Below are 26,918 nucleotides of genomic sequence, written 5' to 3' on the forward strand. Positions count from 1 at the left end.
CTGTCCGCGGCGGCTCAGGGCAGCTGTAGGGCGGCGTGGAGTTCCGGTTCGATCTCGGCTGCCGCGATGAAGATCAGTTCGTCGCCGCCCTCGATCGGGTCGTCGGGCTCGGGGACGATGACGCGCCCCCCTCGCAGGATGGTCACCAGGGCGGCGTCGCGGGGGAGTGACAGCTTCCGCACGGGCTTCCCGGCGAGCGGGGTGTTGGCCGGCAGGGTGAGTTCGACGAGATTGGCCTGGCCCTGACGGAACGTCATGAGACGGACGAGATCGCCCACCGAGACCGCCTCCTCCACCAGTGACGCGAGGATGCGCGGCGTGGACACCGCGACGTCGACACCCCAATCCTCGCCGAAGAGCCACTCGTTGCGGGGATCGTTCACTCGCGCGACGACGCGGTTCACCGCGAACTCTGTCTTGGCGAGAAGGCTGACGACCAGGTTGGCCTTGTCGTCGCCCGTCGCGGCGATCATCACGTCGTAGGTCTGCAATCCCGCGTGCTCGAGATTGCTGAGCTCACATGCGTCGGCCATGACCCAGTGGGCGCCGGGTACCGCCGCTTCGTCGATGTGGCCCGGATTGCGTTCGAACAGTGTGACCTCGTGGTGATTGAGGAGCAGTTCGCGGGCGATGGAGCGGCCGACGGCCCCGGCCCCGGCGATGGCGACTTTCATCAGCGTCCTTCGGTGTCAGTCGTCCGCGTCGTGCGGTGAGGAGGCGAGCTGGCGGGCGTTGGGCAGATTGTCGATGAGGACAGCGGCGAAAACGATGTCATCCTGCTGCAGAACGGTTTTCACGTCCGGGATGATGGGGTGCCCGACCCGGTTCAGGAAGGCCACGCGAGCTCCGGTGTGTTCCTGGAACTTACCGACCGTCACGCCGATCCAGCTCTCGTCGATGTCCAGCTGGGCGATCGCGATGGTGCCCGACGGATCACGCCATTCGGTCGTCGTCGACGCCTCTCCGAGGGCCGACACGAATCGCTCGGTGGTCCACGGCACCGTTGCCACCGTCGGGATGCCGAGACGCTCGTACACCTCGGCACGTTTTGCGTCGTAGATCCGCGCGACGACCCGCTCCACGCCGAACGTCTCGCGGGCCACCCGCGCCGAGATGATGTTGGAGTTGTCGCCGGAGGACACCGCGGCGAACGCGTCGGCGGATTCGATGCCGGCACGTTTGAGAACGTCGCGATCGAATCCGACCCCGACGACGGTCGTGCCGGTGAAGTCCGGACTCAGCCGGCTGAACGCGGCTTCGGAGCGGTCGATGACGGCAACTTCGTGACCGCGTTTCTGCATCGCCATGGCCAGCGACGACCCGACGCGCCCGCACCCCATGATGACTACTCGCACGTCCATCCTTTCCCTTGCGCTTCCGCCCGGATCGGCCGTCGATCACCGATCGGTACGGGCCGGGTGCCGGGCACATTGCGCGGACGCCTCGAACCTACCGTCCGGCGGTCGTGGTCGCGCCATCGACCGCGATTCCGGGTCCTCGTGGCATTCGGTGTGTGCACGCTCTAGGGTTGCCTGGTGTCCACCGTGTCCAAGGTGTCCGTGGCGACAAAACGGCTGCTGCTCGGACGACCGTTCCGCAGTGACCGGCTCGGTCATACCCTCCTGCCCAAGCGGATCGCTCTGCCGGTCTTCGCCTCCGACGCCATGTCGTCGGTCGCCTATGCGCCGCAGGAGATCTTCCTGGTGCTCTCCGTCGCCGGGCTGAGCGCCCTGGCGTTCACGCCCTGGGTGGCGCTGGCCGTCGCCGTGGTCATGGTCGTGGTCGTCGCGAGCTACCGGCAGAACGTCCATGCCTATCCGTCGGGTGGCGGCGACTACGAGGTCGCCACCGTCAATCTCGGGCCGAATGCCGGGCTCACCGTCGGCAGCGCGCTACTGGTCGACTACGTGCTCACGGTCGCGGTATCGATCGCGTCCGCGGCGGAGAACATCGGCTCGGCGATACCGTTCGTGGCCCACCACAAGGTGTGGTTCTGTGTCGCGGCCATCGTGTTGCTCGCGGCGGTGAATCTGCGTGGCATCAAGGAATCGGGGAGCCTGCTCGCGATTCCGACCTACGCCTTCATCATCGGGGTCGCCGCGATGCTGCTGTGGGGCTTCATCGAGATCTTCATACTCGGCGACGAGATCCGCGCGGAGACGGCTGATTTCGGTATCCGCGCCGAAGAACCGCACCTGGCCAACATCGCCTTCATCTTCCTCGTGGCGCGCGCCTTCTCGTCCGGTTGTGCCGCATTGACGGGTGTGGAGGCGATCAGCAACGGGGTGCCGGCCTTCCGGAAACCCAAGTCGCGCAACGCCGCGACCACACTGCTGATGCTCGGCGGGTTCTCCATCGTCCTGCTGCTGGGCATCGTGATGCTGGCCAAGGAGATCGGTGCCAAGTACGTCGCCGATCCCGCCCGTGACCTGATCGGGGCGCCCGAGGGCTATCAGCAGAAGTCGATGATCGCGCAGCTGGGGCATGCGGTCTTCGACGGCTTCACCCCGGGATTCTATTTCGTCGCCGTCGCGACCGCCCTGATCCTGATGCTGGCCGCGAACACCGCCTTCAACGGGTTCCCGGTCCTCGGATCGGTCCTCGCCCAGGACCGGTATCTGCCCCGTCAGCTTCACACCCGCGGCGATCGTCTGGCATTCAGCAACGGCATCCTGTTCCTCGCTCTGGTGGCGATCGTGTTCGTGGTCGCCTTCGGCGCCGAGGTCACCGCGCTCATCCAGCTCTATATCGTGGGTGTGTTCGTGTCGTTCACCCTCAGCCAGACGGGCATGGTGCGGCACTGGACCCGGCATTTGAAGACCGAGACCGATCCGCGCGCGCGGGCACGGATGTACCGGTCGCGGATCATCAACGCGATCGGCCTGGTGATGACCGCGACGGTCCTCGTCGTCGTCCTGATCACCAAGTTCACCGCCGGCGCATGGATTGCGATCCTGGCGATGGTGCTGATCTTCACCCTGATGAAGCTGATCCACCGCCACTACGCCACCGTGCAGCGCGAACTCGATCTCGAGGACGAGGACGCGGTCCTGCCGAGCCGGACCCACTCCATCGTGCTCGTGTCGTCCCTGAATCTGGCGACGAAACGGGCCGTGCTCTACGCCCGTGCGACGCGGCCGGATGTCCTGGAGGCGATCACGGTGAACGTCGACGATCGGGACACCCGAAAGCTGGTGTCCCAGTGGGAGGCCAGTGATGTCACGGTGCCGCTCAAGGTGATCGCCTCGCCGTACCGGGAGATCACCCGGCCGGTCATCGAATACGTACGACGGGTGCGCCGCGAGTCGCCCCGCGATGTCATCACGGTGTTCATTCCCGAATACGTCGTCGGACACTGGTGGGAACAGATCCTGCACAACCAGTCGGCCCTGCGGCTCAAGACGCGACTGCTGTTCGAACCGGGCGTCATGGTCACGTCCGTTCCGTGGCAGCTCAATTCGTCGGACCGCCTCAAGGACCGTTCTCTCAGCTACGCGGCCCCCGGTGACACCAGGCGCGCTCTCGGTGACGACCCACAGTGAGCGGCGGCTCCGACGACGGCCTGGTGACATTGCGGCCGGACCGACCGGCCAACGGCGGCGAGGCGGTCGCGCGCCTCGACGACCGGGTGGTGTTCATCCGGGATGCGATTCCCGGTGAACTGGTCACCGCGCGCATCACCGACGACCGTGGACGCTTCCTGCGTGCCGAGACCGTGGAGGTGCTGGAACCGTCGGCGCATCGCGTCGTCCCGGCCTGTGAGGCGGTGGTGCACGGTGCGGGATGTTGCGATCTCGGATTCATCGACGACGCCCATGCCCGACGCCTGAAAGGGCAGGTTCTCGGCGACGCACTCACACGCATCGGCGGGTTCACCGCCGCTGACCTCGACCGGCTGGGCGTGGACGCGGACGTGGTGCGGCCGATGGGAGTGCATGGTCCCACCGCTGCGGCGGGCACCGAGACGGGCTGGCGCATCCGGGCACGACTGGGCGTGGACCGCGCGGGTCGCGCAGGACTGTTCACACGAGGCGGTCCGGGGATCATCTCGGATCACGCCTGTACCGCGCTGGATCCGGTGGTGCGCGACATCATCGGGTCGGAGGGCCACCGGCCCGGGGCGGAACTGGCCGTCGTGGTCGACGGGAACGGTGGTCGTCACATCACCGAACTGGCTCCGCCGCCCGATGCGCGACGAGCCCGGTCCCGCGACTCACGTGGGCGGGCGCAGGCACGCCGGCGGAGCCGTGAGGCGCCGCGCGCACGACGCGTGATCGAGGGTGACGCCGACGCCGTCCATCGCGTCGGCGGACGATCCTGGCGCATCCCGGTGACCGGATTCTGGCAGGCGCACCGGCAGGCGCCGGACACCTATTCGCGAGCGGTTGCCGACATGGTCGAGGCGGCAGGCCCGTCGGGCGTCGGTCCGGTCGCGTGGGATCTGTACGGCGGTGCCGGGGTCTTCGCGGCGGCGTTGCTCGACGGGCCCGCACCCGACGCAACCGTCCATCTCGTGGAGTCCGATCGCGACGCGATCGCCGCGGCCGCGACGACTTTCGGCGACGAGCGGGTGGTCGGACACCGCGGCGATGTGTCTTCCACGATCGGCGACCTGCCTGCTCCCGACGCCGTCGTCCTCGACCCGCCGCGCACCGGTGCCGGACGTGAGGTCGTGGCCGGCGTCGCGGCGGCCGATCCGGACGTCGTGGTGCTCGTCGGGTGTGATGTCGGACGCTTCGCGCGGGACCTCGGTGTGTTCCGGGACGAGGGCTACGAGGTGCGCGACGTGCGGGCCTTCGACGCGTTTCCGCAGACACATCACGTGGAGGCGATCGCCTGCCTCGTCCCCGCGCACCGATTCCGCTGACGTCGACCCGACGGCGCCGTGGCGGCACGGGCAGTCGGTGCCCGCGCACGTGCAATCGGGGTCCGTAGACTGTCCTGACAACAGCCCGCGACGGTTATGGAGGAGTCGATGAGCGTGCTCGAGGGAATCGATTCACCGGCAGATCTGCGTTCGTTGTCGACGAACGAGATGATCGCGCTGGCAGGGGAGATCCGCGAGTTCCTCATCCACAAGGTGTCCGCGACGGGCGGGCACCTCGGACCGAATCTCGGCGTCGTCGAACTGACCCTGGCACTTCATCGCGTCTTCGATTCCCCGTCGGACCCGATCCTGTTCGACACCGGTCACCAGTGTTACGTCCACAAGATCGTCACCGGGCGCCGCGACGGCTTCGGTGACCTTCGCCAGCAGGGCGGCCTGACCGGCTATCAGGAGCGCGCCGAGAGCGACCACGACTGGGTCGAGTCCTCGCATGCCTCGGCGGCCCTGTCGTACGCCGACGGGTTGTCGAAGTCCTTCGAACTCACCGACCAGTCGGACCGCACCGTGGTCGCGGTCGTCGGCGACGGCGCGCTCACCGGAGGAATGTGTTGGGAGGCGCTCAACAACATCGCGGCCGGTGATCGGCCTGTCGTCGTCGTGGTCAACGACAACGGGCGCTCCTACGCCCCGACCATCGGTGGCCTGGCACAGCACCTTTCGGGTCTTCGTCTCCAGCCCGGTTACGAGCGGCTTCTCGAGGAGGGGCGGAAGGTGGTGCGGCAGGTACCGGTCGTCGGGGAGTCGGCCTATGCGGTACTGCACGGCATGAAGAGCGGTCTCAAGGATCTGCTGGCGCCGCAGGCGATGTTCACCGACCTGGGCATCAAGTATGTGGGGCCGGTGGACGGACACGACATCACGATGCTGGAGTCGGCCTTCCGTCAGGCGCGTAGTTTCGGTGGCCCGGTGATCGTGCACACCGTCACCCGCAAGGGCATGGGTTATGCGCCCGCCGAGAACCATGAGGCCGACCAGATGCACTCCACCGGGGTGATCGACCCGAAGACGGGCCGTGCCACCAGCGTGTCGCCGCAGGACTGGACGTCGGTATTCTCGGCCGCGCTGGTCCAAGCGGGGGCGCGGCGCCGCGACGTCGTCGCGATCACCGCGGCGATGGCGGGTCCCACAGGTCTGGCCGCCTTCGGCGAGAAGTACCCGGATCGGGTGTTCGACGTGGGTATCGCCGAGCAGCACGCGATGACCTCGGCCGCGGGCCTCGCGCTCGGCGGACTGCATCCGGTCGTCGCGATCTATTCGACCTTCCTCAACCGGGCCTTCGATCAACTCCTGATGGACGTGGCGCTGCTGAAGCAACCGGTGACGCTGGTTCTCGACCGCGCGGGCATCACCGGCCCGGACGGGCCCAGCCACCACGGCATGTGGGATCTGTCGCTGTTGTCGCTCGTCCCGGGTATTCGCGTGGCGGCGCCGCGGGATGCGGTCCGCTTACGCGAGGAATTCGACGAGGCCCTGGCGGTCGCCGACGGGCCGACCGTACTGCGGTTCTCCAAAGGTGCGGTGCCCGAGGACATCCGGGCGGTGGAGCGGCTCGCCGACGGGGTCGACGTCCTGCACCGGGCAACGCAGCGGACGAGTTCGGTGTCGGGCGACGTCCTGATCGTCGCGGTGGGCGCTTTCTGCGGCATGGCCGTCGACGCCGCCGAGCGACTGGCCAGCCAGGGCATCGAGGCCACCGTGGTGGATCCGCGCTGGGTGCTCCCGGTGCCCGGATCGATCGTCGAGTTGGCGAAGCGGCATCGGCTGGTGGTCACGCTGGAGGACAGCGGCGTCCGTGGCGGCGTGGGGTCGGCCGTCGGTGACGCGCTCGCCGACGCCGAGGTCAACGTGCCGATCCAGCATCACGGCATTCCGCAGCAGTTCGTGTCCCATGCGACCCGTGGCCAGATCCTGGCCGAATTCGGTCTCACCGCACAGGATCTCGCACGCAGCATCACCGCGACCGTGTCGCGCATGCAGTCCGTCGGTGCGATGGACGCGGAGGATTTCGCGGACGCCGGCGGCGGCGAGAAGGCAGCCAAAGCCGAGTCGTCACGGACGTCGGACTCGGACTAAACGTTCGGCGGTCTCGACACGCGGTTACTCGACCAACGCGTGCTCGGCCGAGTTTGTCGCTGATTGAGTCGCCTCCGAGTGCAGCGAGGACGCGTATCGAGATCCGTTGACCTTACTCGGCGGGAGAAGCCACCGTATTCAGTGCGTCGCTGATCGCCTGGCTGCACAGGTCGCGCTGCCAGGGCCGGGCGTTCTCGTCCGCCAGCCGGCGATCGACCCGCTCGACGGTCGCGGGCACGCCGACGCCGTCCCAGCACAGATGGCGGATCGCGTCGGGGGCCACGAGATTCTCGACCGGCAGGTCGTTGTTCTCCGCGATCTCCCGGACTGCGGGGCGGACGACTGCGGCACGCGCCGCGGCCTCCGGATTGCGCTGATCCCATCGATTGATGGGCGGCAGCCCGGTCGACGGTGTCTTGCGCGGTGGCAGTTGGCCGTCGGGCAACTCCCGTGCGCGTCGCAGCGCGTCGAGCCAGACGCCGGATTGGCGACGCTGGCGTGGGCCCCCGAAGACCGGCAGCCGGGTCAGTTCGGCGGCGGTCGTGGGCATGGCGGTGGCGGCCGTGATGATCGCAGCGTCCGGCAGGACCCGGCCGGGTGCCACATCGCGGCGCCGGGCGATCTCTTCACGCGCGGTCCACAATTCGCGGACCGCGGCCAGACCGCGAGCGTTCTTGATCGAGTGGATGTTGGAGGTCTTGCGCCACCGGTCGGTTCGCGGCGGCGGCACCGGACGCGTCCGGACGTACTCGAATTCCTGCCGGGCCCACCCGTCCTTGCCGCTGTCCGCGAGGGCCGCATCCATCGCGTCGCGCAGTTCGACGAGGACTTCGACGTCGAGGGCGGCGTAGTTCAGCCAGTCGTCAGGGAGTGGACGCTGTGACCAGTCGGCAGCACCGTGGCCCTTCTGCAGTCCGAGTCCGAGGAATTCGGCGACCATCGCGGCGAGATTGACCTTCGCCAGACCGAGGAGCCGTCCCGCGAGTTCGGTGTCATACAGCGTGTGGCATTCGAATCCGAGTTCCCGCAGACAGGGCAGATCCTGGTCGGCCGCGTGCAGGACCCACTCGGGACCGGCCAGTGCCTCGATGACGGGCGCGAGCGCGTCGGGCTCGGGAATCGGGTCGAGCAGGAAGCTGCCCGACCCCACCCGCTTGATCTGCACGAGGTAGGCGCGTTGCGAATAGCGATAACCGGATGCCCGTTCGGTGTCGACGGCGATCGGGCCGGTGCCCGACGCGAGTTGCGCGGCCGCCTCCGCGAAGTCCGCAGCGCTGGTCAGCACACGCGGTACGCCGTCGGCGGGATGGAGAAGCGGCGTCGGCTCGGGGATCGGCGGATCCGCCTCTGCCACCTGCCGGTCGTCGGTGGTCATTGTCGGATCGTAGTCGTTCTCAGACGGAGCCGAGCTCTGTGACACCGACCGGGGGCAGGCCGGCGGCCGAGGACAGCACTTCGCAGAACGCCTCGAGGTGTCCGGCGAGCTCCAGACCGCTCGCCGTCCACGAGGCGCGCAGTTCGAGTTGGTGGGCGCGGGGCGGGCCCGCGATATCCCCGTAGCGGACCGAGGTGGTCGATGTCACGGTGCCACCCAGGGCGGTGACCTCGATACGACGGTCGGTGATCGTGTCCGATCGCGACGCCGTTTCGCCGATCGGCACACCCAGCGCGTCGGAGAGCCAACTCCAGGCGACCTCCGGCAGCAGCGGATCCATGGCGAGTGCCGCCTCGACCTCGGCCTGGATGAACGCGACCATCCGCATGGTCCCGTTCCATGCCTCCTGACCGGCCGGGTCGTACAGCAGGATGAGACGTCCGAACGAGCTGCCGGTCGAGTCGACGGGGACATCGTCCTGGTCGTCGGCGGTGCGCACCTCCGCGCCGATGGCATAGCTGTACGGGGCCAGACGCTGGGGCGGCCGAATCGGGCCGACCTCGATCTCCGGCCGGATTCGCGCCGCATTCAGAGACGCGACCGCGACACGGAAGTCATCAGGCTCCGTCGGAGCTCCAGGAGAGGTCACACCCCAGACGGTAGGACCGGGCACGTCGTGGTGGGCGGAGGCGCGCCGACGTAAATCCTCGGAGGCGCGCCGACGTGAATCTGCGGAGGCGCGCCGAGGTGAGGCCGAGGTGGTAGGCCGTCGTCGCCGGCCCGATTCGCCCGGAACGGACAGGGGAGAGCCGTCGCGGGAGGTGACATGGCAGAGTGGGCGTCGATGTCCGAGAATCGAGTGTCCCCCAGCTCAGGAAGCCGTGCCCGCCGCGCACACCTGCCGCTCGTCGCGGCTGCCACCGGGCAGCAGCCGAGCCGCAGGCCGGTGTGGTTCATGCGTCAGGCCGGTCGCTCCCTGCCCGAATACCGTGCGATCCGTGCCGATCACGGCATGCTGGAGTCCTGCTTCGACGCGGGGCTCGTCTGCGAGATCACGATGCAGCCGGTCCGCCGCCACGACGTGGACGCGGCCATCCTGTTCTCCGACATCGTCGTACCGCTCAAGGCGGCCGGCGTCGACCTCGACATCGTCGCGGGCACCGGGCCGGTGATCGCGCATCCGGTGCGCACCGCCGACGACGTCGCGGCCGTTCCGCGCCTGGAACCGGAGTCGGTGGGGGCCATCGCGCATGCCATCGAACTGATCCTGGCCGAACTCGGTGACGACACCGCGCTGATCGGCTTCGCGGGTGCGCCCTTCACGCTCGCCTCGTACCTCATCGAGGGCGGCCCGAGCCGCAACTACGAACGCACCAAGGCGATGATGCACGGGGCTCCCGAGCTGTGGCACAAGTTGATGGGCAGACTCACCGACGTCACCCTCGGGTTCCTGCGCGTGCAACTCGAGGCAGGCGTCGACGCCGTGCAGCTGTTCGACTCGTGGGCGGGAGCGCTGTCGCTCGCCGACTATCAGACCCACGTCGCACCGCACAGCTCACGGGTCTTCGCCGAGATCGCCGAATACGGTGCGCCGCGTATACATTTCGGGGTCGGCACCGGCGAGCTGCTGCATGCGATGGGCGCGGCCGGCGCGGATGTGGTGGGCGTCGACTGGCGGCTGCCGCTGGACGAGGCGGCGCGCCGTGTCGGCCCCGGCAAGGCACTCCAGGGCAATCTGGATCCGACACTGCTCTTCGCCGGGCGTGACGTGGTCGACACCGCGGTCCGGCGGATCGTCGCCGAAGGCGACCGCGCACGGGCGCACGGAGCCATCGGTCACGTGTTCAATCTCGGCCACGGCGTGCTGCCCGGCACCGATCCCGACGAACTGACCCACGTGGTCGAGCTCGTCCACAGTCTGTGACGCCCCGGCCATGACGGGGTCGGCGACGCAGCGGAGGATCGCCGTCATCGGCGGCGGAGTCTCCGGGCTCACCGCCGCGTACCGCCTGCGCCGTGCACTCGGCGCCGACGTCGCACTTGATCTGTTCGAACGCGGCGACCGTCTGGGCGGCATCCTGCGCACCGTCGGGGTCGGCGGTCAGACGGTCGACGTGGGAGCCGAGGCGTTCATCGTGCGGCGCCCCGAGGCGATCGACCTCGTCACCGAACTCGGACTCGCCGATCGGGTGGTCGCACCGACGACCCGGCGTCCGGCCATCTGGTCGGGCTCGCGCCTGCACCCGCTGCCCGCGCCCGCGTTGATGGGGATTCCGGCCGGACCCGAATCCGTTGCGGGGCTTGTCGATCCGGCGGATCTGGCGCGAATCGAGAGTGAGCGGGACCGGCCCTGGTCGTGGACACCGGGCGCGGATCCGACGGTGGGTCAGCTGGTGGGGGAGCGCTTCGGACCGTCGACCGTCGCGCGGAGCGTGGATCCCATGCTGGGCGGCGTCTACTCGAGCCTGGCCGGTGACATCGGGCTGCGGGAGGCGCTCCCGGCACTGGCCGGCGCGCTCGACGACGGCGCACCCGGCCTCACCGCCGCCGTCACCGAATTGATCAGTCGCGGAACGGGTTCGGGACCGGTCTTCGGCACACTGGTGGGGGGATACGCGGTTCTGATCGAGGCGCTGCGACAGGCCGCAGGCATCGACGCGCACGTCGACCGTGGCGTGGACGAACTGCGATCCACCGCGAACGGGTGGTCGGTGATCGCCGACGGCCGTGCCGTCGACTACGACGGCGTCGTGCTCGCGGTGCCGGCCGCCGACGCCGCCCGACTGCTCGCGCCGTCGGCCCCCGAGCCGGCCGCCGCGCTGGCCGACGTGCCGGGTGCGTCGTCGGTGGTGGTGTCGATCGCGCTGGAACCCGGCACCCGGGTACCGGATCATTCGGGCGTGCTCGTCGCCACGGGAGAAGCGCTGCACGCCAAGGCATTCACGTTCAGTTCGCAGAAGTGGGCACATCTGTCGGCGCCCGACCGTCCGGTGTCGGTGCGCGCGTCCTTCGGGCGCCACGGTGCGCCTGTTCCGGACGTGGACACCGAGCCGGGTGTCGACGACCGTCTGCGCTCGGAGGCTCTCGACGATCTCGACGCCGTGTGTGCCGCGGCCGGAGTCGCCGCGCCGTCGAACAGCGTCGTCGACGTGACCGTGCGTCGCTGGGACCGCGGGCTCCCCGTCTATCGTCCCGGTCATCTGGCCGCGATGGAGCAGGTCGTCGCCGGACGCCCGCGACGGCTGGTGCTGGCCGGAGCGACGTATGCCGGGGTCGGAGTGCCCGCGTGCATCGGTCAGGCAACGCGAGCCGCCTCCCAGCTCCTCGGTGACCTCGATGGTGACGCCCCCATGTGACGGTGGCACGATGGAGACATGAGCCGCCTGGACTACGCAGAACTCAACGCCACCATCCGCTATCTCATGTTCTCGGCCTTCGCCGTTCGCCCCGGCGACCTGACCGACGAGCGTGATGCGGCGAAGTCCGACATCGCCGAGTTCATCAAGTCACTCGAGGACGACGGTGTCGTGGTGCGCGGTATGTACGACGTGTCGGGTCTGCGGGCCGACGCCGATTACCTGATCTGGTGGCATGCCGAGACCATCGAGCAGTTGCAGGCCGCCTACGCACGGTTCCGCCGCGAGACGATTCTCGGCAAGGCGTCGAACCCGGTGTGGAGCAACGCCGCCGTCCACCGGCCCGCGGAGTTCAACAAGAGCCACATCCCCGCGTTCCTGGCGGGCGAGGAGCCGGGCAACTACATCTGCGTCTACCCGTTCGTCCGGTCGTACGAGTGGTATCTCCTGCCCGACGACGAACGCCGCAAGATGCTGGCCGACCACGGAATGGCGGCGCGGTCGTACAAGGACGTGCGCGCCAATACGGTGCCGGCCTTCGCGCTCGGCGATTACGAGTGGATCCTGGCCTTCGAGGCCCCGGAGCTGCACCGGATCGTCGACCTGATGCGCGACCTCCGTGCCACCGAGGCTCGACTGCACGTGCGCGAGGAGACGCCGTTCTTCACCGGGCCGCGCATCGATCCCGCCGAACTCGTGGACGTGCTGCCCTGATCAGCTGAGCAGGGCAGCACGCGAACCGTGTGCGGTCAGACCTCGCCCTGCAGCTGATCGCGCTCGATCTCGGAGTCGGTATCCAGATCGGTGCCGATGGCCTCGCGGGCGTTCCACTCGGTCTCTTCTTTTTCTCGCTGGGCCTCTTCCGGGGTCTCGTCGAGTGCCGAAAGATCGTTATCTGGGTTCTTCGGATCGTTGACCATGAGGCCAATGTAACCCCGCACCGCTTCGTACGCAGTACTAATCGGTGCGGGAGTCCGGCCTAGGAACCGAGATCGGCGAGGAAGCCCGGTGCCGGCGCGAAGAACACCACGCCGGTCACGGCTTTCGAGAAGTCGAGGATGCGGTCGTGGAGCGGCGGAGGGTCGCCGAGGAACATCCGCTCGAGCATCTTGTTGATGACCCACAGGTGCCGTGAGTAGCCGATGAAGTAGGTGCCGTACGTACCGTCGCCGGGCGTCGCGAACGGCATGTTGTCACGCAGGATGTCGTGCTCGCCCTCGTCGTCGGTGATGGTGCACAGCGTCTTGTGCGACTTCTGCTGATCGGGACCGGCATCCGGCAACTCGACGTTGTCCCACTGGGTTCGCCCGATGATGTCCTCGCGCGCCTCGACAGACTCCGATGTCCACTCCGGCAGGTCGTGCAGGTATTTCTGCACCACGATGTAGCTTCCGCCCGCGTAGTCCGGGTCTTCGTCCCCGACCACGGCCGCCGCCGGAATGGCAGGAGCCAGGGGGTTGGCGGTGCCGTCGACGAAGCCGAGGAGGTCACGGCCGTCGAAGTAGCGGAATCCGGCGGTGCTGTCCACCAGGGTGACGGCGTCGCCGAACTGATTCAGCAGGATCTTCTGGAACTCGACGATGAGATCCATGGTTTCGGCGCGCATGTGGTACAGGAGGTCGCCCGGCGTCGACACCGCGGTATGCGCGGCTCCCTTGATCTCGGTGAACGGTGCCAGTTCCGTCGGCAGCGGCTTGCCGGTGACGGCCTCCCACACGCGGTGGCCGATGCCGACCGTGCAGTTGAACTGATTCATGCCCGTGCGGGAACGAACGTCCTTGACCAGGTCGTCGGTCGAGCCGAGGACGGACCGCACGGTCTTGTGCGCTTCGTCGGAATCCTTGACCGAGAGAACGAGAAAAGTGGCGGAATGGAGGTTCGGTGGGACGACGGTCTGGACCGGTGCATCGAGCGGACGTACCGGGGGCTGTGGCTGATTGATGGCAGCTCTCCTCTTCGAATCCGTCCCCGACATGGACTGGTTGTGCGCACGCGGCCGAGCGCGTGACGAGTGATTCGACCCCTCTCTGCACGCTACCAACGATCGGCGGTGCACGGCCTGCCAACTGTGGGTCGTTCACGTCCCGGACACCGTGCGCCGGGGTCACGCCGCGGGCTACGATCGGCCGAATGGGCGGAAACACGCGATCCGGGCCGACGAAATCGGCCGGACCACAAGGTATTCCGCAGGAGTGGACCGTGGCGCGCAGAATCCTGCCGTGGCGACCCCGGTTCGGCGACGAGTTCCCGCCGACGGCGGAGCGCGTCGTCCGGATCGATCAGACGCGTGGGGGAGCGGTCGTGATCAGGCCGCACGTCGATGAGCTCGTCGAGACGGAGGCTCAGGAGACGACCACTGATCGCCTCCTGAGCCTGTTCGACGCTCCGCTCCGCGTCGCGGATCTCGTCGCCGACGCATTCCTGTACGCGGTGTGCTTGGTCGTCGCCGTGCTCGCGGCACCCGTGGTGATCGTTCTCCGGTGGCTCCGGCTGATGACCTGGCGCATCGATGTCCGCGTCGGCGGACAACTCGTCGACAAACAGTTCGTCCGAGGGCTGTCCGCATCCCGGGAGCGTATGGATCACATCGCGGACCTGTTGCACCGCAACCGATTTCGTACTACCGACAGGTTCGCTCAGTTGACGGTGCCCGACGCCCCGAGGTGAATCCGAGGTGAATACAGACGCGCTCTACGTCTCCTCGGGCTCCAGCGTGAGGCTGATGCTGTTGATGCAGTACCGGAGGTCGGTGGGGGTGTCGTAGCCCTCGCCCTCGAAGACATGTCCGAGGTGACTTCCGCAGTTGGCGCACAGCACCTCGACCCGCCGCATGCCGAGTGAGTTGTCCTCGCGTTCGATGATGGTGTCACCGGCGAGCGGGGAGAAGAAGGACGGCCAGCCACAGTGCGATTCGAACTTCTCGGTGCTGCGGAACAATTCGGCTCCGCAGGCGCGGCACCGATACACACCAGGGGTGGTGGTGTCGGTGTATTCGCCGACGAAGGGTGCTTCGGTGCCTGCCTGTCGCAGCACACGGAATTCCGCCGGGTTCAGGCGGACGCGCCATTGGTCGTCGGTGAGGGACTTGGCCTCGTCCGCGGTCAGCGGGGTGGAGGTATCGCCGGTTCCGTCGGTCATTTCTCCACGGTAACCGGATTATCGGAGAGGATGCCACCGGCGACCCCGGCCTTGCGCATGTCGAGGTACCGGAACAGCAGGGAACAGAAGACCGCGATCATCAGGAGCGACCAGCCCCAGGTCACCTTGTTGAACTCAAGCATCCGCCCGAAGGCCTCCCACCGGACCGAGTAGAACTGGTCGAAGGTCATGCACCCGTAGACACCCAGCCAGGCGGGCCAGTTCCGCATCGGCGAGCCGGGCAGGAAGACGGTCATCAGCAACGGGAAGAGCAGCATCGAGTAGTAACCCTGGCCGAGTGCGCTGACCAGGAATTCCGTCACGAGAAGCACGCCGGATGAGGCGGCCAGCCACAGGACCTCGTCCGTCTTGCGGTAGTAGCGATACAGGAACCACAGGGAGAACACGGCCATCAGCACAAAGGCGACGCGGAGCAGGAGCACCAGCCAGTCGGCGACACCGAAGTATGCGCCGTTGCCCGCGATGGAGCTGTTGTAGTAATCGCGTGCTTCACGCAGATACGGCACCGTGCGGTTCACGAAGTCGTTGGCGTCGGTGATCATCACCCAGCCAAGGACGTTGAGTAGCAAGGGTATCGCGACCGCGGCGATGAACACCCGCCACTGTCTGCTCAGCAGCGGCAGCAGGAGCAAGGGAAGCAGCACCGGTTTCACCGCGAAGGTCAGACCCAGCGGAACGCCTGCCCAGAGGTCTTTTCGCTCGACCATCAACACCAGGAAGGCGAGCATGCCCAGCAGTACGAACGAGTTGAAGTTCGTGAAGATCAGGGTGTGCGACACGGTCTCGGTGCTGAAGAAGAAGAACAGGACGACCGGGATGACCCATGACCGCGCGCCGAATCCGAACAGGCGGGCCAGCAGGTAGGCGCTCAGCAGGAGGGCGATGACGCTCGCGGCGATGAAGAGCCAGCGCGCGCGTTCGTAGTCGATGGCCGCCAGCGGTGCCATCAGCAGGGTGCCGGACGGCGGGTACAGGTAGTGCGGGTCGACGGTGGCGTAGTTCTCGCCGTAGACCGGCTGATCGTTGAGGAACCGGAATGCCGCCGCGTAGACGGGACGGAAGTCGTCGGTGCGGTCACCGTTCACTCCCAGGATGACCGAACGCTGGAACAGCATCATCAGCGAGATCGGCCACAACACCATCGGGATGATCCGCTCCACACTCACCGGTGGATGCAGGTACCTGTCGAGAATCGCCACCCGCGAACCGTACTACGTTCGCGCGCCGAAACGTCGCGCCGACCCGACTGCCGACGGTCAGGAAGGGCATCCGCGGTCGGTCGGCCCCGACAGCGGTTCGTTCCCCATGTACTGGCTGATCAGGTCGCCGACGCAGGAACTGCGAGCGGCCGCGGAGTACCCGAGGCCGTCCCAGCTGACGGTGGTCGGCCGGACGCCCGCCTTGATGAACAAGGAACCGAGTGCCTCGCGTCCGCCGGGGCCGTTGATCGGATCTCCGGCGGCCGTGACGATCAGCGGGTTGACCGGCAGCGCGTTCGGCGGATTGACTGCGTTTGCCGGCGCCCACGCATTGCACCGGAGGAGTGACAGTGCGCGGTCGGCCCCGGACAGCGGGTTCTGTTTGGACCAGGCGGTCACCAGTCCAGCTATCTCGTTCTGTCCGACGGGCCCGCGGACGTCATTGCAGCGGGACACCTGCTGGCCGTCGGTATGGCGGAGTTCGGTCGCCTGTGCCGCCCGCCGCTCGAGCGCACCGGTGTCGCCGCGGTCGGCGGCCGCGATGTCCCCCGCGAGGTCGCGTACGGACGCCGGTTCGGGACCGAGAAGTGCCAGCGATGTGGTGATCGCGGACAGTGCCTCGCTGTCCGACAGGGGGCCGAGGCGCCCGGTCCGTCCACGCTCGAGGACGTCGCCGATGGTCGTCATGCCGTCGGCGCCGAGCGCACACGACCCGAGCGCCGAGCAGCGTTGGGTGAAGGCGCGCAACGCGTTCTGGATGCCGTCGGCCTGTTGCTTGGCCCGGTCACGCGTCGGAGCACCGAAAGCGGTCGGCGTATCCAGGATCAACCGTCCCGCGCGGCCCGCGTAATTGCTCGAATAGGCGAGAGCGACATCGGAGCCCTCGCCGATGCCCAGCAGCGCGAGGCGGTCGACGCGCCACGCGATCCGCAGGGCTTCCAGATCGGCTGCCGCGCCCGCCAGTCCGAAGTCCAGTTGGTTGGGCTCGAGGGTCTCGGTGCACCCGTCGGATGCCGAGGATGCCGCACGTGCCAGCCGGTCGATCCGGGCCGTCGTCGAGCCTGGGCCGTCCCCGCTCGGGAGACCGCTGCGGACCAGCGTGGACCGTTCGACGCGGGTCATGCAGTCCACCGCATTGCTGCGCGGGATGCCGCGCCGGTCCACGGCGACGACCGGGTGCTTCTCGAGCAGTGAGCGTCCCGCGCCGGACGCCAGCACCAGCAGGGTCCGCGACGACGGAAGGTCGGCGCCCGAGGTGAGCACGATCGGCGCGGCATCGCGCGGCGTGGACGCCAATTGTGCGCGGGTCACCGCGACGGTCACGGTGCCGCCGTCGGGCCGTTCCGGATCCAATTGCACGGGAAGGTCGGCGCAGTCGAGGCGGACCCCGGCGGGCGTGGCCACGCCACCGAGTTCGGCATTCAGGCGGTTGCCACAGGTCGACCAGTCGAGATCGGCGGCCGGCGTGGGAATGGCCGGGAGTGCCTTCTGCTCCGAGGACTCCGAGGTGGCTGGATCGCCCCCGTTGTCACCGCCACCGGTGATCACTCCGGGCCCCGGATCCGGTCCCACCGTGCAGGCCGAGAGGACGACGGTGGCGCATACCGCCAGGGACATCACTGCCGGCATCAGTCGTCGCATGACCGCGAGCCTAGTCACTGATCGGTGAGCACCTGCGCGTCCGGCCGGGTCCATCGCGTGTACACATATCCGTCGCTGTCGGTGAGGATCATGGCCGGACGCATCCGATGCGGCTTTTCCTCGGCGTCGTGGTGCGCGATGCGGCTGACGTCGCCGGCCACCAGGACCGGACTGGTGGTCACGCACAGTTCGTCGACGGCGTCGGCATCGATCCAGGAACCCAGCAGTGTCGGCCCGCCCTCGTTGAGAACGTTCAGCCATCCGCGTTCGGCGCACACATCCAGCACCTCGGGCACCTCGACATCGTCGTCACCGCAATCGATGATGGTGGCCCCGGCGTCCAGAAGTGCCTCGCGGCGAGCAGGATCCGCGTTCCGGCAGGTCAGGATCACGGTGTCGTCCGCGGCGATCGGAACGTAGTCGGCGGGGATCGTCAGGGTGCGGGACAACAGGGCCAGTGCGGGTGCGGGCGCCTGGCCGCGCGCCTCCCGGTCCGCGGCGAGAACGTCATCCGGCGTGGGCTGGCGATATCCCTCGATGGTCGCGGTGCGGGCGCCCACGAGCACGACGTCGGCGAGCGAGCGCAGGACCCGGAACAACGCGCGGTCCCCGGCATCCGCCAGACTTCCTGCACGTCCGTCGAGTGTCACCGCCCCGTCGATGGAGGCGATCATGTTGCCCCGGACGTACGGTCGCGGCAGGCAGGGGGGCGATGCCGGCCGATCGGGGTAGCGGAACGCGTTCGCGAGCCACCGCAGTGTCTCGTCATCATCGGTTCCGGATGTGACCTGGATCGCTTTCTGTAGACCGAACATGCGACCATCATTCCCCAGATCGCTACTCTCCTCGTATGACGGCACGACTCTGCGATCGAAACCCCGCGGTCGCACCGGAGGCGCTCATCGACGAGATGGTGCCACCGTCGACGTTCGACTCGGTGAGCTTCGACTCCTACATCCCGGACCCGGCGGAACCGAGCCAGGCCGAGGCGGTCTCGAAGGCCCGCGACTTCGTCGCCCGGGTCGGCAAGGTCCGTAGCGGAAAACGCGGCCTGTTCTCCCGGAAGTCCAGCGCGCAGGGTCTCGGTCTTTACCTCGACGGCGGATTCGGTGTCGGCAAGACGCACCTGCTCGCCTCGATCTACCACGCCGTCGACGGCCCCAAGGCGTTCGCCACGTTCGTCGAGCTCACCCATGTCGTCGGAGTTCTCGGCTTCATGAACGCGGTGGAGCGGCTCTCGCAGCACACCGTCCTCTGCATCGACGAATTCGAACTCGACGATCCCGGTGACACGATGCTCGTGTCGCGACTTCTCTCCGAACTGACCGCCAAGGGCGTGTCCATCGCGGCGACTTCGAACACGCTGCCCGGACAGCTGGGCGAGGGACGGTTCGCCGCGCAGGACTTCCTGCGGGAGATCCGGAAACTGTCGTCGGTCTTCGAGACCATCCGCGTCGACGGCCCCGACTACCGGCACCGTGATCTGCCGCCCGCTCCGGAGCCGCGCACGGATGCGGAGCTCGCCGACCTCGCGGAGCACACCGCGGGCGCCACCCTCGACGAGTTCGATGCGCTGTGCGAACACCTCAGCACGCTGCACCCGTCGAAGTACAAGGCGCTCGTCGACGGTGTCTCACTGGTGTGCATCAGTCAGGTGCACCCGGTCGCCGATCAGTCGGTGGCTCTGCGGTTCGTCGTCCTGGCCGACCGCTTGTACGACGCCGGTATCCCGGTGACCGTGTCCGGTGCGAAACTCGACGAGATCTTCACCGACGAGATGCTTGCCGGTGGCTATCGGAAGAAGTACCTGCGTGCCACGTCCCGACTGCTGGCGCTGTCGCGTTTCGCGGAATCGGCGGTCTGAGGGCCGGCGGTCTGAGGGTCGTCCGTCTCGGTCGGCGTCCTATTGCAGCGGTTGGGTGTAGATGTAGTCGTGCTCGACGGACCCGGCGAGATCGAATGTCTTCTCACCGGCCTTCGTGAAACCGGCCTTGCCGTAAAACCGTTGTGCGCGAATGTTTTCCTGGTTGACACCGAGCCACGCGAGGACGCTGCCGCGTTGCCGGCACACGTCGAGTGCGTGGTCAATCAGAAGTCGGGCGGCTGACGGTCTCCCCGCGCGGGTGTGGTGATCGGCGAGTACGTACATTTTCGAGATCTCCGATACCGGCCGCTCGGTGACGACGGCGGCGACGTCGGACTGCGTGGGCTCGCGATGATGCAGGAGGCAGTAACCGATGAGGCCGCCGCCCGGGCGGTCCCGGATCCCGAGAACATCGCTGGCCGGATCGGTGATGTGCCGCGCGAACTCGCTCGGTGACAGGTTCTCGGCGATGAACCGTTCGATCATCGGGGCGGCCGAATGCGGGGGACATGCCAATGGAAACGTCGCCGCCGCGACATCGGCGACCTCATGGGCCAGGGCCGGATCGGTGATGGCCTCCGTGGCGGGATGATCGGACATGATTCGCAATCTACGCCGGGGCATTCTCTCGACCGATTCGACGTCCGCGTGCTTAGATCTACCCGAAGTCGTGACCGATTCGTCGCGACCATCAGGACCGGCGTATCTGGGCCGTCCACGGGGAGATTGAGAAACGTTGATGCGAACACTGCGGGCGAGTGCTGCCGTCCTGGGGACCGTCGCTGCCCTGACCATCAGCGGAGTGGCTTCCGTTGGCCCCGCGTCGGCGGCACCGTCGGACCGCGTTGCGGGCCCGCGCTCGTCGGAAAGGGCTCCCGACGGGTCGCGGATCGTGAATGTATCGATGACGTCGCAGCGTCGGGCGGAGGTCACCGTCGACTCCCGGTCCATGCGTAAACGGGTACGTGTCACCGTGCTGCTGCCCGCGAAGCGAAGTGCACCCCGACCGACGCTCTATCTGCTCGACGGTATCGACGGTGGCGTGTACACCAACTACACCGAGAGCGGCTGGACCAATCAGACCGACATCGTGCGATTCATGGCGGACAAGCCGGTGAACGTCGTTCTGCCGATCGGAGGCACCGCCTCCTATTACACGGACTGGTCGTCGCCGGATCCTGTTCTGGGGCTGAATAAATGGGAGACCTTCCTGACCGAGGAACTGCCGCCGCTGATCGACGAACGGTTCCACGGCAACGGACGTAACGCCATCGGCGGGTTGTCGATGGGCGCGCTCGGCGCGATGACCATCGCCGTCCGCAACCCACGCCTCTATCGCGGCGTGGTCGCACTCAGTGGATGCCTCGACCAGAGCAGCGCCGAGATGCGGCAGGCGACCGCGGCCACGGTCGCCACCCGGGGCGGCAATCCCGACAACATGTGGGGTCCCCTGGACGCGCCCGACTGGGAGGCCCACGATCCGGCCACCAACATCTCGGTGCTCAAGGGGAAACCGATCTTCGTCTCGTCCGGCAACGGTATGCCGGACCCGGCGCTCGGCCTCGCCGGACTGGCCTCGCCGGTCGGTGGCGTTCTCGAGGGTGTCGTGCTGCGATGCACCCGAGCGTTCGAAGCACGCGCCAAGCAGGCGAAAGTGCCTGTGACCTACCATTACCGGGCGGGTCTGCACTCCTGGGGGTACTGGAATCAGGACATGCGCCGTGCGTGGCCCACCGTCGCGAAGGCCCTGCGGGTTCCCGGCCACTGACCGGGTCGGCGGGTGCGGTGAGACGAATGTGCGATCTTGTCGCGCCCGGACTGGCAGGATGAGACCACGGCCGTACACCCCCGGGCCGTGGAAGGGGAACCATGTCCACCGATCTCGACGATCTACGTGCCCGGATGCGTACCTTCATCGATGACGAGGTGATCCCGGCCGAACCCGCCCTCCTCGCCGAGGAAACCCACGCCGAAGCCCTGGACGAATTACGTTCGCGTGCCAAACAATTGGGTCTATGGGCGCTCGGACATCCCGCCGATGTCGGTGGCGGAGGGGTGCCCTTCCTGGATTTCGTCTATCTCAACGAGATCATCGGCCGTTCCGAATTCGGTCAGCTGGCGGTCGGCTCGGTGACGATGCAGGACACCATCATGCTGCACAAGCATGGCACCGACGAGCAGAAGGAACGCTGGATCACCGGGATGGTCGACGGGACGATGCTCCCGTCTGTCGGGCTGACCGAGCCGGAGGTCGCGGGTTCCGATCCGACACTGATCGCGACGCGCGCCGAACTCGTCGGCAACGAATGGATCATCAACGGGCACAAGTGGTTCACCACGGGGGCCGATCAAGCTGCGTACTGCACCGTGTTCGCCCGCACCGAAGACGAGTCGGTCCCGCGGCACGCGCGTATCAGCTCGATCATCGTACCCACCGACACTCCGGGCTTCGAGATCGTGCGGGCCATCCCGACGATGGGTCACGACCCGAGTGATCACTTCGAGGTCCGCCTCACCGATGTCCGCGTGCCGGCGCAGAATCTGCTCGGTGAGCGCGGCAAGGGGTTCGTGATCGCCCAGGATCGCCTCGGCCCCGGCCGCATCTTCCACTGCATGCGGTGGCTGGGGCAAGCGCAGCGTGCCTACGAATTGATGTGTGAGCGTGCGAATTCGAGGTTCGTGCACGGTTCGCTCCTGGCGGAGAAGGGAGAGGTGCACAGGTACATCGCGGAGTCGGCGGCCGAGATCCAGGCGGCACGTCTCATGACCCTGGACGCGGCCCGCGTGATGGACACCGGCGACGATGCACGCGTCGAGATCGGGCTCATCAAATTCTGGGGTGCCCGCATGCTGCACAACGTCGTCGACCGAGCCATCCAGGTGCACGGCGCGTTGGGACTGACGGCCGATCTGCCACTGGAACGGATGTACCGCCAGGCGCGCTACGCACGTGTCTATGACGGCCCCGACGAAGTGCACCGGATGTCGACCGCACGACGCCTGCTTCGTGACCCGGACGCGGCGCCGTGGCGGTGACCGGCGCTGCGGCATTGGCGGACGGAGTCGCCGGAATCCTCACGCGCGCATACGGTGTGGACGTCACCGTGGACTCGGTCCGGCAACTGACCGGTGGCGCGAGTCGCGAGACCTGGGCCGCCGAGGTGACGTCGGCGGGTCCCGTCCCCTCGGTCGTGGTGTTGCGCCGTGACCCGCCCGGCCACGGCGAACCGGACCGGATGCGTGCGGAAGCGGCATGTCTGCGGGCCGGTGCGGCCTCCGGCGTGCCTGTGCCCGCGTTGCTCGCGGCGGGGGACGACGCCCGGGGCATCGACGCGCCCTATGTCCTCACCGAACTCGTGCCCGGGGAGGCGCTCGCGCGAAAGATTCAGCGGAACACCGAATTCGAAGAGGTTCGGCCGCTTCTGGCGCGGGATATGGGCCGCGTTCTCGGGCTCATCCACCGGACACCGACCGACGGGCTGGACGGATTGTCGCGGGAGGATCCGCTCGAGTCGCTCGAGCGGTTACACCGGGGTTTCGACGATCCGCGGCCGGTCGTCGAGGCGGCGTTGGGCTGGCTGCACGAGCATCGCCCGTCCCCGCGGGACGATGCATTGGTGCACGGCGACTTCCGCCTCGGCAATCTGCTCATCGACGGCAGGGGCATCACCGGAGTACTGGACTGGGAACTCGCGCACATCGGTGACCCCATGGAGGATCTTGGCTGGCTGTGTGTGCGGGCCTGGCGGTTCGGCGCGCCGCTGCCCGTCGCCGGAGTCGGTCATCGGGAGGACCTGCTCGACGGGTACGAGGCCGTCACCGGCGTACGGCCGGATGCCCAGGAACTGTTGTGGTGGGAGGTCTTCGGCACCCTGCGCTGGCTGGTGATCAGTCAGATGCAGGCACATCGCCACCTCAGCGGTGAAGAACATTCGCTGGAACTCGCGGCCATCGGGCGCCGGGTCTGCGAATCGGAATACGACCTACTGCTGGTGTTGGATCTCCTCGACGAGTCGGCAGTGCCGCCGTCGGGGCGGACCGGGACCGATGCCGACAGTCTCCACGACCGTCCATCGGTCGAGGAGATTCTCGCCCTCGTGTCGGAGACGATGGCCGGTGACGTCCTGGACGCGTTACCCGCGGACCGTGGCCGGGAGCGCTACCTGGTGAAGATCTGCCTCAATCTTCTCGGCATGGCCGGACGCGAGGTCGGCGCCGCTGATGCGCCGCACGTCCGGCAGGCAGTGACCGCCGCCGGCGTCGAGGACGAGCGCGCCCTGGCCCAGGCCATCCGGTCGGGAGCCGCGAAGGCAACGGATCCCACGGTGCGACAAGCAATGTCGGCGGCCGTGCTGGAACGGCTGCGAGTTGCGAATCCCCGCTATCTGATCGATCGATGATCCCTGTGCCCCGTGCACCTCACTCACCGTGGACGCTGAGCCGGCGTCACCTGCTCAGTAGGTGTACGGACCGGCCCGCCAGCGCTTTCCGTCGCATCGAAGGCCCTTGAAGCGGACTGTCTGACCGATCTGGTACTTCCCGTTGCATCGTTCTCCGGCCCGACGAGGTTGCGGGTCCATACTTCCCGTCGTGCGGGCCCAGGTGTTGCCCTTCCGGCCCTTGAGGCAGATCACCCGGTCTGCCGTGTTGTGGGTGTACCAGACGGTGCCCAGCTGAGCTCTGCTGCAGTGCTTTCCGATGAGCACGGGAGCAGCCTCGGCGGTGGCGGGTACGACGGTGACCAGTGCGCCGGTTGCCGCCAGCGCGGCGAATCCCGCGATGATCCGAGTTTTCATCATGTGCGGAAGTCTAGCGGTGGTCGGCGCTGGGACCGAGCCATGTCATCCGAATGGTGGAGGCATTCAGCGTGCGTCGGCGACCAATTCGCAAGTGGCCGGAGCGACCTCGTCGGCGAAGCGGGCGAGATCCGTCGGATCGTCGGTGGCCAGGATGTAGGTGCTGAACCCGAGCGTCAGAGTGATCTCGGCCAGTTGCTCGGCCCACTGTGCGGGCGAACCCTGGAGAAGCCCTGCGCCCGTGCCGAATCGGCCGTCGATGTTGTAGACGCGCGTGATCGCCGACGGGTCCCGGCCTGCCGCCCGTGCGGCGTCATCGATCTGTTCGGCCATCGCCGGGATCTTCTCCGGTCCGACCACACCGAGGCTGGGCACCCAGGCATCCGCGGTGGACCCGGTGAGACGCAGCATCTTCGGTCCGAGGGCGCCCAGCCAGATCGGGATGTCATGCGCGGGCGGGGGACCGGCGTGCAGTCCCTTCGCCGCATAGAACTCGCCGTCGACGTGCAGCGTGCCGCCGGCCCAGAACCGGCGGATCAGATCGATGGCCTCGGTCAGTGCGCGGACGGCCTCACCGGGCGTGCGCCGGGGTCCGCCGGCAGCGACGATCGCGTCCCAGAACGCGCCCGCTCCGAGGGCGAGTTCCACTCGGCCGCCGGTGATCCGGTCGAGGGATGCGGTTGCCTTCGCCAGCATGACCGGTGGTCGCAGCGGCAGACACGCGACATCGGGGGTCACCCGGAGACGTACGGTACGCGCGCCGATCACCGACAGCAGCGTCCAGGTGTCGAGGAACCGCTTCTGGTAGGGGTGATCCTGGATGGCGACGAGGTCGATGCCTCGCTCCTCGGCGATGCCGACCAGGCCCATGAGGTTGTCGAAGTTGTCGGCGTCCGGGCTCGGGAAGAAGCCGAACTCCAGCGGCAGTCCGTAATCGGGCATGGCCCCTCCTGTGTCGCGGTCGACGGTGCTATCGCTCTGTCGGTGGGTCCGTGTGCTCAGCTGCCGGTGAGGCGGTGTGATCGGCGGGCTCACTCTTCTTCGATCGCTTGGGGATGACGTGCATGATGGCCACGACGACGGCACCCACGACGAGTCCGACGAGCGCGGAGACGGTGGTCCCGGCGATCCACGACAGCACACCGCCGAACCAGCCGTGCACGAGTTCGGCGAACCAATGCTCGAGATCGTGCAGTCGGTCTGCGGGCCAATGGAATCCGGCCTCACCGAGATTGACGATCAGGATGTGGCCGCCGACCCAGAGCATCGCGGCGATGCCGACGACGCTGAGTGTCGCCATCACCTTCGGCATGGCGGAGACGAGCCCCCGGCCGATGCGGCTCATCACCGGCGAATCGCGTCGCGCGAGTGAGAGACCGACATCGTCCATCTTCACGATCACGGCAACGACACCATAGACGAGGGCGGTGATCAGGAAGGCGACGACGATCAGAACCAGCAGGCGTGTGAGGAACGGTTCGGAATCGACCGAGGAGAGCGCGATGACCATGATCTCGGCCGACAGGATCAGATCGGTGCGGATCGCGCCGTTGACCATTGTCTTCTCGAAAGCCGGTCCGCGCTCGGCGGTCTCGTCGGCCTCCTCCTCGTGACCCGTGATCGCCTCGTACACCTTCTCGGCGCCCTCGTAGGCGAGGAACAGGCCGCCGGCGATCAGCAGATAGGGGAGTGCCGCCGGCAGAAACTGACTGAGCAGCATCGCGATCGGGAGAATGATCAGCAGTTTGTTGCGGATCGAACCGAAGGCGATTTTGCCGACGATCGGCAATTCACGGTCGGGCGTGAACCCGTGAACGTATCGCGGGGTGACCGCGGTGTCGTCGACGACTACACCGGTCGCCTTGATGCTCGCCCTGCCCGCCGCGGCGCCGATGTCATCGATGCTTGCGGCCGCGGCCTTGGTGAGCGCCGCGACGTCGTCCAGCAGGGCGACGAGACCTCCGGCCACGGGAACCTCCCAAAGAGTTTGTCGTTGCTTGTATGTCCGGTTTGGAGGATACGTTGCCACGCCTACCGAAGTCGTGAGCGAACCCCGCGTCGGCGTTACGCTCTGCGGCCGGTTTGCAGGTGCCCCGCTTCGTGGTTCTCGTGGCGATGGGTTGTGGTCACGTGGAGTGTCGCGACAGGTATTCGATGAGAGCGGCACGAACCACGGCCGAGGCGGACTCGCCGCTCGATTCGACGTAGGCTGTCAGCTGTTGGTCCAACGCCCGCGGCAGTCGAAAAGCCCGTAGTGGTGACATGCCGCGCGGCTGTGCCGGGCGGCCTATCGGCAGCGAGTGCGGTGCCGGATTGATTTCCCCCGCACCCGGAATCAGGGTGAAATCGCCGCGCTCAAAGTCGTCCGCCAGGGCGTCCAGTTCGGGGTCGTGCTCAATCTCGTCCATCTCGTCATCCATCTGACATCCTCGAATTGCCTCCGTCTGGCGTTCAACCGTGCCTGCCCGCCAGATGCGGTGATCACCCGGCGCTTTCCGGAGTGTAAGGCTGCTTGAACGGGTTTCGCGGATGTGTGGCCCGTGACCGGGTGTCGACCTGCTTCTCGA

The 26,918-nt window shown here is 67.5% G+C and carries 26 protein-coding genes; 11 read left to right on the forward strand and 15 right to left on the reverse strand.

The features are described 5' to 3' along the window. Positions 1–14 precede the first annotated feature (14 nt). Positions 15–674, reverse strand: a complete 660-nt coding sequence (locus AC4JJG_RS09050; RefSeq protein ID WP_495400800.1) for a potassium channel family protein — start codon at positions 672–674, stop codon at positions 15–17. A gap of 15 nt (positions 675–689) precedes the next feature. Then, positions 690–1,355: a potassium channel family protein gene (locus tag AC4JJG_RS09055; protein ID WP_495401022.1), complete on the reverse strand. Its 666-nt coding sequence runs from the start codon at positions 1,353–1,355 to the stop codon at positions 690–692. A gap of 180 nt (positions 1,356–1,535) precedes the next feature. Between AC4JJG_RS09055 and AC4JJG_RS09060 the strand changes: the two genes are divergently transcribed. The 3 genes from AC4JJG_RS09060 to dxs all read left to right on the forward strand — a co-directional run bounded on the left by AC4JJG_RS09060 (position 1,536) and on the right by dxs (position 6,961). After that, positions 1,536–3,542 carry an APC family permease gene (locus AC4JJG_RS09060; protein WP_495400799.1) on the forward strand — a complete coding sequence of 669 codons (2,007 nt, stop codon included), beginning with the start codon at positions 1,536–1,538 and terminating at the stop codon, positions 3,540–3,542. After that, the gene (locus AC4JJG_RS09065) at positions 3,539–4,867 is read left to right on the forward strand and encodes a class I SAM-dependent RNA methyltransferase (protein ID WP_495400798.1); all 1,329 of its coding nucleotides are present in this window, start codon (positions 3,539–3,541) and stop codon (positions 4,865–4,867) included. Before AC4JJG_RS09060 ends, AC4JJG_RS09065 begins: the two co-directional genes overlap by 4 nt. Positions 4,868–4,975: 108 nt before the next feature. Beyond that, on the forward strand, positions 4,976–6,961 hold the full coding sequence (dxs, locus tag AC4JJG_RS09070; RefSeq protein ID WP_495400797.1) for a 1-deoxy-D-xylulose-5-phosphate synthase: 1,986 nt from the start codon (positions 4,976–4,978) through the stop codon (positions 6,959–6,961). 112 nt (positions 6,962–7,073) lie between these two features. Here the strand turns inward: dxs and AC4JJG_RS09075 are convergent, their stop codons facing one another. Next, positions 7,074–8,336, reverse strand: coding sequence for an HRDC domain-containing protein (locus AC4JJG_RS09075; RefSeq protein WP_495400796.1), 1,263 nt, complete (start codon positions 8,334–8,336; stop codon positions 7,074–7,076). Positions 8,337–8,355: 19 nt separating this feature from the next. Further along, positions 8,356–8,985, reverse strand: coding sequence for a DUF3000 domain-containing protein (locus AC4JJG_RS09080; protein ID WP_495400795.1), 630 nt, complete (start codon positions 8,983–8,985; stop codon positions 8,356–8,358). Between the two features lie 177 nt (positions 8,986–9,162). On the opposite strand from AC4JJG_RS09080, the gene hemE reads away from it, so the two are divergent. From hemE to hemQ, 3 genes are read left to right on the forward strand one after another with little or no spacing between them, the layout of a single operon-like run. Next, complete coding sequence (gene hemE, locus AC4JJG_RS09085) at positions 9,163–10,260, forward strand: uroporphyrinogen decarboxylase (RefSeq protein ID WP_495400794.1); 1,098 nt, start codon at positions 9,163–9,165, stop codon at positions 10,258–10,260. Positions 10,261–10,270: 10 nt separating this feature from the next. Further along, positions 10,271–11,692 (forward strand): FAD-dependent oxidoreductase, encoded by a 1,422-nt coding sequence (locus AC4JJG_RS09090; protein WP_495400793.1) that lies wholly within the window; start codon positions 10,271–10,273, stop codon positions 11,690–11,692. 18 nt (positions 11,693–11,710) lie between these two features. Then, entirely contained in the window at positions 11,711–12,406 is a 696-nt protein-coding gene (gene hemQ, locus AC4JJG_RS09095) for a hydrogen peroxide-dependent heme synthase (RefSeq protein WP_495400792.1), read from the forward strand. A gap of 35 nt (positions 12,407–12,441) precedes the next feature. On the opposite strand, the gene AC4JJG_RS09100 is transcribed toward hemQ, so the two are convergent. Further along, positions 12,442–12,612 carry a hypothetical protein gene (locus tag AC4JJG_RS09100; RefSeq protein WP_495400791.1) on the reverse strand — a complete coding sequence of 57 codons (171 nt, stop codon included), beginning with the start codon at positions 12,610–12,612 and terminating at the stop codon, positions 12,442–12,444. Positions 12,613–12,671: 59 nt separating this feature from the next. Next, positions 12,672–13,667, reverse strand: a complete 996-nt coding sequence (locus AC4JJG_RS09105) for a Dyp-type peroxidase (RefSeq protein ID WP_495400790.1) — start codon at positions 13,665–13,667, stop codon at positions 12,672–12,674. 155 nt (positions 13,668–13,822) lie between these two features. Between AC4JJG_RS09105 and AC4JJG_RS09110 the strand changes: the two genes are divergently transcribed. Next, a complete protein-coding gene (locus tag AC4JJG_RS09110) occupies positions 13,823–14,359 on the forward strand; it encodes a hypothetical protein (protein WP_495405756.1) in 537 nt (178 codons plus the stop codon). A 24-nt stretch (positions 14,360–14,383) separates the two neighbouring features. Here the strand turns inward: AC4JJG_RS09110 and msrB are convergent, their stop codons facing one another. The 4 genes from msrB to AC4JJG_RS09130 are packed head-to-tail and all read right to left on the reverse strand — an operon-like array spanning position 14,384 to position 18,506. Beyond that, positions 14,384–14,830 (reverse strand): peptide-methionine (R)-S-oxide reductase MsrB, encoded by a 447-nt coding sequence (gene msrB, locus AC4JJG_RS09115; RefSeq protein ID WP_495400788.1) that lies wholly within the window; start codon positions 14,828–14,830, stop codon positions 14,384–14,386. Beyond that, a complete protein-coding gene (locus AC4JJG_RS09120) occupies positions 14,827–16,050 on the reverse strand; it encodes a glycosyltransferase family 87 protein (protein ID WP_495400787.1) in 1,224 nt (407 codons plus the stop codon). Before AC4JJG_RS09120 ends, msrB begins: the two co-directional genes overlap by 4 nt. A 57-nt stretch (positions 16,051–16,107) precedes the next feature. After that, positions 16,108–17,691 carry an alpha/beta hydrolase gene (locus tag AC4JJG_RS09125; protein ID WP_495400786.1) on the reverse strand — a complete coding sequence of 528 codons (1,584 nt, stop codon included), beginning with the start codon at positions 17,689–17,691 and terminating at the stop codon, positions 16,108–16,110. 14 nt (positions 17,692–17,705) lie between these two features. Next, on the reverse strand, positions 17,706–18,506 hold the full coding sequence (locus tag AC4JJG_RS09130; RefSeq protein ID WP_495400785.1) for a dihydrofolate reductase family protein: 801 nt from the start codon (positions 18,504–18,506) through the stop codon (positions 17,706–17,708). 35 nt (positions 18,507–18,541) lie between these two features. Between AC4JJG_RS09130 and zapE the strand changes: the two genes are divergently transcribed. Next, the gene (zapE, locus tag AC4JJG_RS09135) at positions 18,542–19,555 is read left to right on the forward strand and encodes a cell division protein ZapE (RefSeq protein WP_495400784.1); all 1,014 of its coding nucleotides are present in this window, start codon (positions 18,542–18,544) and stop codon (positions 19,553–19,555) included. A 39-nt stretch (positions 19,556–19,594) separates the two neighbouring features. On the opposite strand, the gene AC4JJG_RS09140 is transcribed toward zapE, so the two are convergent. After that, entirely contained in the window at positions 19,595–20,155 is a 561-nt protein-coding gene (locus AC4JJG_RS09140) for a GNAT family N-acetyltransferase (protein WP_495400783.1), read from the reverse strand. A 139-nt stretch (positions 20,156–20,294) separates the two neighbouring features. On the opposite strand from AC4JJG_RS09140, the gene AC4JJG_RS09145 reads away from it, so the two are divergent. From AC4JJG_RS09145 to AC4JJG_RS09155, 3 genes are all read left to right on the forward strand, one after another. Then, positions 20,295–21,323 (forward strand): alpha/beta hydrolase, encoded by a 1,029-nt coding sequence (locus AC4JJG_RS09145; protein WP_495400782.1) that lies wholly within the window; start codon positions 20,295–20,297, stop codon positions 21,321–21,323. 101 nt (positions 21,324–21,424) lie between these two features. Then, complete coding sequence (locus AC4JJG_RS09150) at positions 21,425–22,591, forward strand: acyl-CoA dehydrogenase family protein (RefSeq protein ID WP_495400781.1); 1,167 nt, start codon at positions 21,425–21,427, stop codon at positions 22,589–22,591. Continuing rightward, entirely contained in the window at positions 22,582–23,955 is a 1,374-nt protein-coding gene (locus AC4JJG_RS09155; RefSeq protein ID WP_495400780.1) for a phosphotransferase family protein, read from the forward strand. The genes AC4JJG_RS09150 and AC4JJG_RS09155 overlap by 10 nt, the downstream gene beginning before the upstream one ends. Positions 23,956–24,009: 54 nt before the next feature. Here AC4JJG_RS09155 and AC4JJG_RS09160 read toward each other — a convergent pair whose 3' ends face one another. From AC4JJG_RS09160 to AC4JJG_RS09175, 4 genes are all read right to left on the reverse strand, one after another. Beyond that, entirely contained in the window at positions 24,010–24,354 is a 345-nt protein-coding gene (locus AC4JJG_RS09160; protein WP_495400779.1) for a hypothetical protein, read from the reverse strand. Between the two features lie 63 nt (positions 24,355–24,417). Next, positions 24,418–25,293 carry an LLM class flavin-dependent oxidoreductase gene (locus tag AC4JJG_RS09165; protein ID WP_495400778.1) on the reverse strand — a complete coding sequence of 292 codons (876 nt, stop codon included), beginning with the start codon at positions 25,291–25,293 and terminating at the stop codon, positions 24,418–24,420. A gap of 28 nt (positions 25,294–25,321) precedes the next feature. Next, positions 25,322–26,320, reverse strand: coding sequence for a DUF808 domain-containing protein (locus AC4JJG_RS09170; protein WP_495400777.1), 999 nt, complete (start codon positions 26,318–26,320; stop codon positions 25,322–25,324). A 157-nt stretch (positions 26,321–26,477) separates the two neighbouring features. Next, positions 26,478–26,771: a hypothetical protein gene (locus AC4JJG_RS09175; protein WP_495400776.1), complete on the reverse strand. Its 294-nt coding sequence runs from the start codon at positions 26,769–26,771 to the stop codon at positions 26,478–26,480. Between the last annotated feature and the right edge of the window lie 147 nt (positions 26,772–26,918).

It is taken from the genome of Gordonia sp. B8661-1, from assembly GCF_059427765.1.

Coding starts and splice junctions, on each gene's coding strand:
- AC4JJG_RS09140 (WP_495400783.1), bottom strand. CDS start 20,155: ATGTCCGATCATCCCGCCACGGAGGCCATCACCGATCCGGCCCTGGCC.
- dxs (WP_495400797.1), top strand. CDS start 4,976: ATGAGCGTGCTCGAGGGAATCGATTCACCGGCAGATCTGCGTTCGTTG.
- msrB (WP_495400788.1), bottom strand. CDS start 14,830: ATGACCGACGGAACCGGCGATACCTCCACCCCGCTGACCGCGGACGAG.
- AC4JJG_RS09100 (WP_495400791.1), bottom strand. CDS start 12,612: ATGGTCAACGATCCGAAGAACCCAGATAACGATCTTTCGGCACTCGAC.
- AC4JJG_RS09150 (WP_495400781.1), top strand. CDS start 21,425: ATGTCCACCGATCTCGACGATCTACGTGCCCGGATGCGTACCTTCATC.
- AC4JJG_RS09175 (WP_495400776.1), bottom strand. CDS start 26,771: ATGGATGACGAGATGGACGAGATTGAGCACGACCCCGAACTGGACGCC.
- hemE (WP_495400794.1), top strand. CDS start 9,163: ATGGCAGAGTGGGCGTCGATGTCCGAGAATCGAGTGTCCCCCAGCTCA.
- AC4JJG_RS09110 (WP_495405756.1), top strand. CDS start 13,823: ATGGGCGGAAACACGCGATCCGGGCCGACGAAATCGGCCGGACCACAA.
- AC4JJG_RS09160 (WP_495400779.1), bottom strand. CDS start 24,354: ATGATGAAAACTCGGATCATCGCGGGATTCGCCGCGCTGGCGGCAACC.
- AC4JJG_RS09075 (WP_495400796.1), bottom strand. CDS start 8,336: ATGACCACCGACGACCGGCAGGTGGCAGAGGCGGATCCGCCGATCCCC.
- AC4JJG_RS09145 (WP_495400782.1), top strand. CDS start 20,295: ATGCGAACACTGCGGGCGAGTGCTGCCGTCCTGGGGACCGTCGCTGCC.
- zapE (WP_495400784.1), top strand. CDS start 18,542: ATGACGGCACGACTCTGCGATCGAAACCCCGCGGTCGCACCGGAGGCG.
- AC4JJG_RS09165 (WP_495400778.1), bottom strand. CDS start 25,293: ATGCCCGATTACGGACTGCCGCTGGAGTTCGGCTTCTTCCCGAGCCCG.
- AC4JJG_RS09090 (WP_495400793.1), top strand. CDS start 10,271: ATGACGGGGTCGGCGACGCAGCGGAGGATCGCCGTCATCGGCGGCGGA.
- AC4JJG_RS09050 (WP_495400800.1), bottom strand. CDS start 674: ATGAAAGTCGCCATCGCCGGGGCCGGGGCCGTCGGCCGCTCCATCGCC.
- hemQ (WP_495400792.1), top strand. CDS start 11,711: ATGAGCCGCCTGGACTACGCAGAACTCAACGCCACCATCCGCTATCTC.
- AC4JJG_RS09130 (WP_495400785.1), bottom strand. CDS start 18,506: ATGTTCGGTCTACAGAAAGCGATCCAGGTCACATCCGGAACCGATGAT.
- AC4JJG_RS09105 (WP_495400790.1), bottom strand. CDS start 13,667: ATGTCGGGGACGGATTCGAAGAGGAGAGCTGCCATCAATCAGCCACAG.
- AC4JJG_RS09125 (WP_495400786.1), bottom strand. CDS start 17,691: ATGCGACGACTGATGCCGGCAGTGATGTCCCTGGCGGTATGCGCCACC.